Annotated in this window: 6 protein-coding genes; all 6 read right to left on the bottom strand. The window is 36.1% G+C overall.

Annotation, left to right across the window (positions count from 1 at the left end; genetic code table 11):
* The coding region (locus IL45_RS01560; RefSeq protein ID WP_051788616.1) for a sugar kinase at window positions 1-660 on the bottom strand (660 nt) is incomplete at its 3' end.
* Between the two features lie 172 nt (window positions 661-832).
* Window positions 833-2278 carry a sulfatase gene (locus tag IL45_RS01555; protein WP_051788605.1) on the bottom strand — a complete coding sequence of 482 codons (1446 nt, stop codon included), beginning with the start codon at window positions 2276-2278 and terminating at the stop codon, window positions 833-835.
* A 19-nt stretch (window positions 2279-2297) separates the two neighbouring features.
* A complete protein-coding gene (locus IL45_RS01550) occupies window positions 2298-3782 on the bottom strand; it encodes a sulfatase family protein (protein WP_051788604.1) in 1485 nt (494 codons plus the stop codon).
* Window positions 3783-3907: 125 nt separating this feature from the next.
* The gene (locus IL45_RS15215) at window positions 3908-5911 is read right to left on the bottom strand and encodes a hypothetical protein (protein ID WP_200875660.1); all 2004 of its coding nucleotides are present in this window, start codon (window positions 5909-5911) and stop codon (window positions 3908-3910) included.
* Window positions 5911-8697, bottom strand: coding sequence for an alpha-L-rhamnosidase (locus tag IL45_RS01535; RefSeq protein ID WP_036579458.1), 2787 nt, complete (start codon window positions 8695-8697; stop codon window positions 5911-5913). The genes IL45_RS15215 and IL45_RS01535 overlap by 1 nt, the downstream gene beginning before the upstream one ends.
* Window positions 8698-8868: 171 nt before the next feature.
* Window positions 8869-11322 (bottom strand): T9SS type A sorting domain-containing protein, encoded by a 2454-nt coding sequence (locus IL45_RS01530; protein WP_081866509.1) that lies wholly within the window; start codon window positions 11320-11322, stop codon window positions 8869-8871.
* Window positions 11323-11347 lie beyond the last annotated feature (25 nt).

The following is an 11347-nucleotide window of genomic DNA, read 5'->3' as shown; positions in this document are numbered from 1 at the left end:
GAGCACCTTATCACAGTTAGCTTGCCAGTCTTCATCTTGTATACCTAGACAGTTTTCTAAATCCACTCTTCCACCTATTATCACATCTGTTAACTCTACTAATCCTGGCATAATATCTAGTGGTTGTTTACCATATTGCCATAAATTACGCCTATAGTTAATATCTCCACTTGTAGTAACACCTCTTTTCTTAGCCTCTTTTAATGCTCTAAGTGTGATGTCTGCAGCATTTTGAGATATTGCTGGTGTGATACCGCTGTAATGAAACCATGATGCGTCTTTAAAAACGACTTCCCAATTCACCTCATCTTCTTTAAGATGTACAAAGGTGCTATCAAATCGATCATAGACAATACGCGATGGACGCTGCATCGCTCCTGTTTCTAGATAGTATACACCTAGACGACCTTCTTTGCGCACGATGCCTTCATCGCTCACGCCATTAAGTTTTAAAAAACGCTCTACACGTTCTCCTAAATTATGATCTGGTAAGGCCGTTATATGTGTACTATCCAAACCAAAATGGGCTAAAGAAACTCCAACATTTGCCTCTGAACCACCAAAAGTGACATCAAAATTAACTGTTTGAAATAATCTTTTATAATCTGGAACCGTAAGTCTCATCAAGACTTCTCCTATAGTAACTACCTTTTGCTTCATTTCTTATTAATTAGTTTGTAAATTAAATGTATTATAAATTAAATAGCAGAATAGATAAATTGAATATTCTACTGAGAATGATAATTTACCCTTCTATAAAACCCATTGAAATTATTTCACACACCTTTTGAAAACTGATCTGGTAAATGTAATTTAAACCTCAAGGCGCTAATTAATTTCTATGCACATCATTTTGAGGAAGTATCTTGTCTTTTGGGAATTGTATTTCTAGCAGTTTTTTCATTTTCTTTTCCGCTTTCGCGAAAGCGGGATCACCAGACAAATTTGTGTAAGCTAATAGGCTATTTTTATGCTCATAAAGCTCTGCCTGCAGGATCTCGTTAGTTGCTGAATTCCTCCATTCTGTATATCTCCACTTGCCGTCTGTGACCGTGCAACCTATTATTTTTTTACCTCTGGCATAAACGCTATAAGCGGCTTTATCCCATTTTTTATGAGGTTTATTAATTACAGGAAGAATGCTTTTTCCATCAGAAACTGGACCTTCTAGACCACAATATTCTACTAGGGTTGGGAATATATCTACATTCTCAATTAACGCATCTGAGGTTTTACCAGTAACTCTTTTTTTATAGCTGGTTTCTCTACTAACAATAAGCGGAACTCTTACATCTATTTCTAGGTTAGATTGCTTACACCATGACGCATATTCTCCGATTTTATAACCGTGATCACTCATAAAAATAACGATAGTGTTTTTTCTTAAATCCAATTCTTCTAAAGTTTTCATGACTTTACCTACCTGTTCGTCCACGTAGCTGATAGAGGCGTGATAACCATGTATTAACTCTAGTGTTAACGCATCATCTAAATCTCCTTCTTTAGGTATACCATGATAGCCTTTTAACTCGCCCCATTTAGGTAATGCGAGTCTATAAGCTCCATCTGGTTTCTGTCTAGATGGAACCTGAAATTGATCTCTATCATATAGATCCCAATACTTTTTAGGTGCATTAAAAGGTAGGTGTGGTTTACTAAAACCTACAATCATCAAGAAATTATCTTCTTTAACCTTATGTAGGGTTTCTATAGCATATTTTGCTGCGCGACCATCTTTATAGACTTCATCTGCGACATCTGCATCTTCAAAGGCAGGACCTTTTACTCGTTTTACGCCTTCAGCTTTTAAACGTTCCAGTAATTGAATATTTTCTGTTTTTGCATACGTATTTGGTTCTTTTTCAAAGTACGTGGTCCATTGGTCTTTATCGTCTCTACCATGATGGAATACTTTTCCTATACTCACGGTTTTGTATCCATTTTCTTTAAACAATTGTGGCATTGAAACCACTTCTTTATGCACTTTGCGCAGTGGTGTGAAAATGCTGTAAATTCCTAAATTTTCTGGACGCAAACCTGTTAAGGTACTCATTCTAGAAGGTGCGCAAATGGCCTGTTGCACATAAGCTTTATTAAACATGACACCATCTGCGGCTAGCTCATCTATGTGCGGTGTTATCGCTGTTTCACTGCCGTAACAACCTAATTCTGCTCTTAAATCATCGACGTAAAAAATCAGCACGTTAGGTTTCTCAGTCTGACAGTAGGCCTTTGAAAAACAAAGAATAACACAAAATAATAATAGTAATTTTTTCATCTTAAAAAATTGATTTTAATTATTGAGGTGATTGTACTGTGCCGGTTCCTTCTTTCCAGCTCCACCAGTCAATGGCATTCCGTTTTTTATCAAAAACATAATTCCACTTCTTCATGTAATAATCTCGTGGTCTTACTGAATCTCCTATATGTTGCAATTGTTGCTGTAATTTGTGGTCTAGATCTTTCTGAATTTCTTGTAATTCTGTCTTACCGAGCAGGTTATTTTGTTGTAATGGATCGCTTATGTTATCATAAAACATAGTAGGACCATCAGGTGTGACCGCATAAGTATATTGTCTTGTTCTGATAGCTCTATATGGTGCGTCCTTAAAATTTGACCCAAAAGGTGCAACATTCATAATAAGCGCAGCTCTATCCACATTAGGATCTGGATTTTTTATCAATTCTGATAGATTCTCTCCTTCTATATCTTCGGGAATTTCAATATTTGCTAGGCCTAATAATGATGGTAGAATATCTGGAGTAGTTAATGGAGCATTTACCACTTTTCCTTTGTTTTGTCCTATACCAGGATAACGTATTAAAAACGGCACTCTTGCCGCTTCATCCCAGGCGAGTTGTTTAACAAAAGGTTTTACACCATGTGCTCCCATCATCTCACCATGGTCTGATGAAAAAACAACAATCGTATTTTCTGTTAATTCTAGTTCTTCAATTTTAGATAATAAGCTACCTATTGCCTCATCAGTAGCCGTTGCATGCGCATAATAACCTTGCAATTCTTTGCGGGCTCTTTCTTTAAATTCTTCTGAAATATTAGGATTCAAAGTCAAAGTTTCTGGCGGATACATGTTTTTATATTTCTTAGGCGCACTACCATGAGGATAATGAGGCGTGGCGATAGAAATGACTGCTATAAATGGATTTTCATCATTTGCGTGGTCTGTAAGATATTGATTTGCGTCGTTTACTATGGCAAATGGTGAATACTCTTCCCAGTGTTTTAATGCTGTATTATCATTATCGTAATAAGGCATTTTTGTATAGTTATGAGAACACTCTACAGCTTTCCAATATTCAAAACCTTGACGTCGTTCTTTAGGAATAAAATTTGTTCTTCCGTGTCCATCTAGGTGCCATTTTCCCCAATAAGCTGTGGAATAATCTTGTTCCTTAAACAACTCTGCCATGGTGACTTCTTCTTCAGGAAAATAGAGGTCATTTAAAAACATACCTGTTGTAGTCGGGAACTTTCCGGTAAGTAATGCCGCTCTATGCGGTGTACAAACTGGTGTTACTGAAACGGCATTTGTGAAATTTACAGATGACTGTGCCAGCTCATCTAAATGTGGCGTTTTTACATCTGGATTTCCTGCATAACCTAATGCAGATCCTCGCCATTGATCTGTAAGAATGTAAATAATATTTGGCTTTTTTGAACCTTCATTACTACTTACTTCTTGATTGCCATTATTTGGGTCGTTTTTACAACTAACTATTGAAAAAAGGCAAAATGCGATAATTATATTTCTATTTATCATTGTTTTATGGTCATCTACAATTAAAAATTTAAAGATGGATTCTTACTCCAAAGTTGTGTTTATTACGCTTTCGCGAAAGCGGCATAAATAATTACAATCAAGGCATTAATGTCTACGATATTTTTTTAATCATTTGCCGAAATATAATCCAGCAACATACTTTTAACATCACTTACCGTTCCTTGTTCCAGTCCGTTATTGACATTTGCTCCAGTGATCCAGTATAAAATCATACCAGCGTCAGAACAATCCCATTTTCCTTTTTGGAATTTAACCACATCATCAACCTCAGCCAGTTTACCAAAGGTCCACACTTGTTGAATTCTTGAGTCTTTATGATCTCTAGCCCAATTCCATTTTTCAATGGGTACTTTTAATTTAATATTCTGGTCTGGAATACGCACTTCTTCTACTCCAAAATCTAGTATCTGTTGCCACTCAAAAAAGTCACCAGCGTCATCATTTGCTGGATGATGAGTAATCACTTTTACAAATTGATGTTTTTCTTTTGATGAAGCTTGCAATGCAAATCCAATAATATCTGGTTCTCCAGCTTCTATGATCCACAATGGATCAGTAGCCGTAGAGGCGTTAATAGCCTTTGCTAAATCTTTTACAGTTTCATCCTTATTCCATTTTGCATCTAGAAACGTAAGAGATTCAAATCCTTCCCATCGTCTTGAGGTGACATCGCAAGCACTTTGCATTAAGTGATGGCGTTCTTTTTCTGCCTTTTCAGAAATTCTTTGATTTCTTATTAAATCACAACTATGCGAGTAATGGACTAATCGTTCCTCAAGACCAGAAGCTCTTAACAAAGCAATAGAAACAGCGGTCCCACCTAAATCATCAGGATCTGGTGAGTTACCATCTGCAACGATAGCAATACGACCTGATGGTGGATTAATGGCAGGAACAATGTTTTGAACCACTTCTATATTACTTTCAAATGGCGTTTTAATGACCTCTTTACCTTTACCTGCTGGTGTAAAAATGATACCTGACCATCGCGCTCTTGCCCATTCTTTACCATCTGCACTACCTATTCTAGCATGAACTGTAATTCTATCTCCCTTTTTAAGTTTTACATTTTCCCAAAGCGCATTGTTATGCTCACCTTCTTCAAAAAGATCTTTAGATAATGGTGGTTTGAAAGTGCCTAGTTTTTTACCGTTGATACGTATCGTAAATTCTGACTGTCCATCATTTTCACCAACAGCTACAAATACTAAATCATAGGTTCCATTTTTAAATGTAAAAGGAGTCGTAGTCTGTGCTTCTTTATGTTTGTTAGGATTTATACCTAGCCAGTAACCACCAGCGTGTTTATAAAATCCTGTATTTTTAATTGGAAAGTCATCAATGGGCAAGGTTTTATTACCCATCACAGAAGCCGCAATTTGTTTGTAATACGATTTCATAGGCCAAAGCGTCGTGACTTTTAAGCCTTCGTTTTTTGGTGTGAAATTGCTGTCTTTAGTAAGAATGAACTTATCAAACTCAAAACCATCTTCACGCATACTGAACTGTATATCGTGGATGCCTGATTTTTCAATATCTAAATAGATTTCTTTAGGTACGCCACAGTGCTCTTTTTTAGTGCGTTGCTTGCTTTCCCAGGTCCATTTATTCTTTCCTTTGCACCATTGCATACGTTGACCATGCGCTGGCCATTCTCCATTTAAACCTACGTGTATACCGTTATCTTCACTTCCTGTGCTAAAAGCACGTACCCAAACGTAGTATCTTCCTGGCTCATTAATTCTAACTTTATAATGTAGAATCCCTAATTCACCACCTTTATTAGAGAAATTTTCACCTTTAACAAAGGCATCAGAATGGGTGATCCGTGTATCTGGAAGTATTTCAATATAAGCGTTGTTACTAGCTTTTAAATGAGTTTGCTTAGAAGCACTAAGATCATCAGAAGAAATGGCTTCTTTTGATTTGACATACCATTGTCTGATCTCTGATTTGCTCTGCTTGTAGAAATATTCTGCTTCGACTGCAACAGCACCATTATTTTCTTGAAAAATTACCTGATCACTCACTAAAGGCATATTTGATAGTCCTTTTTGGGCATTTAATTGCACAACTGATAGTAGCAATAAAAAATATAGAATTCTCATTATCTCTGATTATCTAGTTTTGACTGAAAAGTATAAGTTCCAGGTTGTACTTCTAATTCAAATGTGGCATTTGACTTTTGTAGCAGTTTAACATCATTATGGCTAGTAAATATAGTGCCATCTACTAACAGATCTTTTTGGGTATTAGCTGGAATGACAACTATCGCAGATGTATTAGGTGGCACAACCACTTCTAAATTAAAACTATTATCTACAATCTCCCATGAAGAAGATACTGCACCAAAAGGAGTGTTTAATGACGCCGCAGCTGAATGGAGCGGTTGCCTTGGTTGTGGTGCGATTTTAATGACTTTATATCCAGGTTCTAAGGGCGCGATTCCCGCAATACGTTCATACATCCATTCACCTATAGCGCCATAAGCATAGTGATTTAGACTATTCATACTCATAGGATTGTAGCCTTCTGTTTTACTATAACTATTCCATCGTTCCCAGATCGTAGTAGCACCTTGATTAATAGAATAAAACCATGAAGGATAGGTTTCTTTAAACAGTAACTGATACACCATATCTACTTCACCCATATCATCTAAAACGCGTGACAACAATGGTGTTCCTAAAAAGCCCGTTCGTAAATGGTAGTCAGCCTCTTTTAGTTTACGTAATAAATTTGCCTGCGCATTTTCAATCTTAGATTCTGGTAATAAATCAAATGCTAAGGCTAATAAATAAGAGGTTTGAGTTTCTGTGACACCTTTCACTTTTCCTGTTTCGTCAAAAAATCGCTCATCAAATGCACTAGCAACTGTTTTGTAAAGCGCTTGGTATTTAGCCTGTTCTTCTGTTTTACCTAAAGCTGCTGCAGCTTGAGCAGTTAATTTAACCGAGTGTGCAAAAAATGCAGTGCCAATTAAATTTCTAGAGGTGTCTCCGGTATTCTTGCCACTTTCAGGATACGGTTGTAACCAGTCTGAAAAAGACATCATATTTGAAATATGGTTTTTTGATTTCTTCTGATGATAGGCTACCCATTGTTCCATCATCTCAAAATTATCTCCTAAAAACCCAACGTCTCCTGTGCGCATATAAATTTTCCAAGGAATGATGGTTCCAACATCGCCCCATCCAGAACTCGCAATTTTATTACCTCGTGAATCTGGCACTGTCCATGGAATCGCTCCATCTTCTAATTGCGCTTCGCGCACACTTTGTAACCAGCTTGCCCAGAATTTATAAACGTCTGCATTAAACATAGATGTAGGTCCAAATACCTGCGCATCACCTGTCCATCCTAAGCGTTCATTACGTTGTGGACAATCTGTAGGGATATCTAAAAAGTTACCACGTAAACCCCAAACAATATTGCTTTGTAATTGATTTAATTTATCATGCGATGATGTAAAGGAACCGTTATCCTCAAAATCTGAATATTGAACCATTCCGGTTACCCAATCATTTTTCGGTGTTTTTGAGGTATCAAAACCACTTAATTCCACAAATCTAAACCCATGAAATGTGAATTTTGGCATGTACTCTATGACACCATCTTTTGCAGCAACGTAATAGTCTGTTGAATGTGCACTTCTATAATTTTTAGTATAAAAAGTTCCATCTGGAGACAGCATTTCAGCAAATCTAATAGTAAGAGTATCTCCTTTTTTCATGGGTACTTTTACCAGAGGTACACCTACCATATTTTGTTCTAAGTCAAAAATGATCGCGCCGTCCTTTTGGGTAATCTCTTTTGGACTTAACACTATTTTATTTTTAACTGTGGTATGACGTTTAGGCTCTAGTGCTACATCCTTATCAAGATTTGAAACCTCTACATTAGTCCAATCTTTATCATCAAAATCAGCAATGGTCCAATCGGGCATTTCAAGATTAGCATCGTAAATTTCTCCATCGTAAATTTCGGCAAACTGTAGCGGTCCATTAATGGTTCCTTTCCAAGATTGATCTGAAAGAATGTATTCCTTACTTCCGTCTTCAAGTGTTATTTCTAGTTGCGCTAAGACTTTTGGTGAAATAGAATTATCCCATGGCGTTGTTCCCCATAGTAATCTTCCTGAATACCAACCAGAGGCTATTTCAACACCTATTGCATTTTGACCAGACTTAAATAGATCTGTCACATCATAGGTGAGCGTCTCAATTCTTTTATCATAAGTGGTAAATCCAGGAGACATTACGTCATCACTTACATTTTTACCATTAACAGATACATCAAAAACACCTTTAGCTGTGATGTACAATCTTGCTTCAACGATATCTTCAGATATTTCAAATTCTTTACGTAAATACTGTGGTTTGTGAATCAACACCTCTTCATTCCCACGAATACTGTCTTGCGCTGTATCAAGTCCAACCCATTTAGCTTTCCAGTCACTATTTTGTAATAATCCTAATTCAAAATGATTGATAGCACTCCAATCTGAAGCTTCACCATCTTGATTCCAATATTTTATCTGCCAGTATACTTTTTGGCGTGATTCTAATTCTTCTCCTGCATAATTAATCCATGTAGATTGATCTGACTCTTGCATCTTAGAATCCCATAAATCAGGATTATTTGGCAGAAGATCTTCACTAGATGCTACAACTATATGATATGCAGACTGACTTTTATTATTCTCGGAAACTGGTAACTTCCAAGAAAATGTAGGAGATGCATCATAAAAACCTACCGGGTTTGTAAAACCTTCAGAAATGGTTAAATCTTGTGGTTTTTGTAGCACAGTTTGTTGAACACAAGCAGTCACATTAAATAATATGAATACACTTAGAATCAGTATTACGTAATTACTAATTGAATTTTTGAACATTTAAATTAGATTCATTTGATAACTTCCAAACTATTGAAAAATCCGATTTTTAGCAAAAAGAACCATCCTGTACTGTCTAGATATAGTGTTTGAAGAGTCGGATGAAATCTGCGCAAATAAAAAGCTAGAAGTTTGACACACTCTGGCTTTTCACATTTAAACTTATATTAATTAGTTGATAACTAGTTTTGAATGAAAAACTCTTTGATTTTCATCAGTAACTCTAATTAAATAGATCCCAGAATTAAATCTACCTTTATTTAAAATGTCTATCCTATTTGAATTCATAGTCTTGTCATAAACTAATTTTCCTAGCATATTATATATCTGAATACGTGCACCGATCTCATCTTTCATGAGAATCGTGAACTCATCCTTTGCAGGGTTAGGAAAAACGCGAATATCACTAATTTCATTATCAACTTCTGGCGTACTCAATGTAGTCGATTCTACGATCCATTTAGATCTATCACCAGCATTATTAATGTGTTCAATTACTCCATTTACATTGTGGTATATATAGTTTGCACCATTTCTAGTTTCAAATTGATAGGTGTTATCAGTACTATTATAAATCACTGTAAACTGCTTATCAGAATCTTCTCTGGGCGCGCCAAATCCAGTATTGATGACATCATTAGGTGGATTACCGACAGCTCTTAAGATACCTCTGTCCGTCTTCTTACTTTCAATATTGTAGAAATTCCCTGCTTGAACAAATTCCCATTCTTTGTCTCCTGGAGCTACATTACTAGCGTTATCACTTTCTATTACATCTGCACCTACAGAATGTAAATACTTACCAGTTACAAAATTCTTTATGCGATAAATATCTCCAGTGAGATCATTAGGATCATCGATACGCCAGTTAATGGTTATCGGATTTGAAGATACCGTGGCATTAGAAATATTATAAGCAACCGCCTGAACATTATAAGCTGCTTCTACAGTTGCTGTCCAATCTATAGAATAAGGAGCAGTTGTATCTTGGCCCAATAGCGAACCATCAACCATAAACTCAACTCTTGAAATACTTCCATTATCATCAACTGCATCTGCAGAAATCTGAACCGTTAGTCCTATATCAAAAGTCTCACCATCAAAAGGAGCTGTCAATGACACTCTAAATGGATCTACAATAATATCCAAATCGATAATTTGAAGATATAACGGTCTAGCACTTCCTGTAGCGTTTTCCATGAGATAGTAATACAATTTGCCATCTTTTATATATACTTGTCCATGGCTAAAAGTTCTTCCAGTCGTTGCTTGATACACCGTAGTAAAACTGTTAGTACCACCTAGTGTTTTCTGGATTCTAACACGTCCTCCATTTAATCCTATTATAAACACATCACTTCCTGCTGTATAAATAGCTTCAGCTCCAGAAAAATTTTCAGAAGTTGTAAAACTTGTGGCACCAGCAGGTTTGTAAGTATGAAGGTTTTTAGTCACATTAAATTCATCATCTCTTACTCTGCTTATGATGTGTACATCACCATTATCTGTTACTGTCCAGTCAAAACCTTGTACAACATAAACTTGATTTGCTTGTGTGGTTTGCACATAATCGCCTGGCTCCATCACTTTTATAAAATCAGCATCGTATAATGGAAGAGAAAAGTTTTGTCCTTGATGATTTTTCCAGTTCATTGCACCACTTTGATCATCTGAGTAAGCATAGTAAACGCCATTCTGATAGAGATATTTATCATTGTTATTTCCAGATCGACGTTGAAAACCAATACGCATTTTACCGTCTACATATTTCATACTTCCATAAAGTCCCCAATTATAACTTACGTTTGGTTGATTTTGCGCATTTAACGCATTAAAATCTATGAAATTTGACCAAACACCTGTACTTGCGTCATATTTTGTAAACTTATACTTCCCATTATTATTTCCTCCTTCGCGGATATACATGAACAAATCGTCAGAATCATTAAGGAAAAACTTCGGATAGGTTAATCCGTCAAATTCACTTTGGCTTTCATTACCATTTAATCTTAAATGCTTGTAGCCACCGCTCGTATTTTGAACAAATTGACTTAAGGTAAATTGGGCATCTGGTACTGTTGCTACATTAGGCACAGAATAAGAATATCTAAAATAATCATTGGCTAAGCTTCCATTTGAAGGTTTTGTCGCACTATAAGCGTGCATGTCATAGATCAAATGTATGGTGCCATCTATAGGACTAATTCCTATAGCTATAGTATTATGCGATTCACCCAACCACCATTTATTCTGAAAACCAGTATGTGTGTGAGGGAATTGTATGGTTACCATAGAACCTGTAATTTTATTATACCTCGTTAATATGACATGTCTATTCGTTTTACCTCCATGATACCAGGTCATGAATACAAAATCGCCAAAAGTCTTAATGCAATCTCCATGTGCAGAAATACGATTTCCAAAAACATAATCATAAGTGGTAGTGCTACCATTATCAGGCGATGAATTGGGGACTTTTGCTCCATTAAAATGCAGACCAAAGTCTGTGATTTTAACCTCACTATCCAGTACTACCTGACCAAATAGCAATGGTGCAGCACACAAAATGATTAAAACGGCAAAAGTTTTAAAGAACTGATGTAAGCAAAGCATAAAGTTTTTCATAATTCTATAGTCCTTATTTTTATCG

It is taken from the genome of Nonlabens ulvanivorans (genome assembly GCF_000732625.1).
Classification (GTDB): Bacteria; Bacteroidota; Bacteroidia; order Flavobacteriales; family Flavobacteriaceae; genus Nonlabens; species Nonlabens ulvanivorans.
This window is presented reverse-complemented; position numbering and strand designations above follow the sequence as displayed.

Coding starts and splice junctions, on each gene's coding strand:
- IL45_RS01555 (WP_051788605.1), bottom strand. CDS start 2,278: ATGAAAAAATTACTATTATTATTTTGTGTTATTCTTTGTTTTTCAAAG.
- IL45_RS01550 (WP_051788604.1), bottom strand. CDS start 3,782: ATGATAAATAGAAATATAATTATCGCATTTTGCCTTTTTTCAATAGTT.
- IL45_RS15215 (WP_200875660.1), bottom strand. CDS start 5,911: ATGAGAATTCTATATTTTTTATTGCTACTATCAGTTGTGCAATTAAAT.
- IL45_RS01535 (WP_036579458.1), bottom strand. CDS start 8,697: ATGTTCAAAAATTCAATTAGTAATTACGTAATACTGATTCTAAGTGTA.
- IL45_RS01530 (WP_081866509.1), bottom strand. CDS start 11,322: ATGAAAAACTTTATGCTTTGCTTACATCAGTTCTTTAAAACTTTTGCC.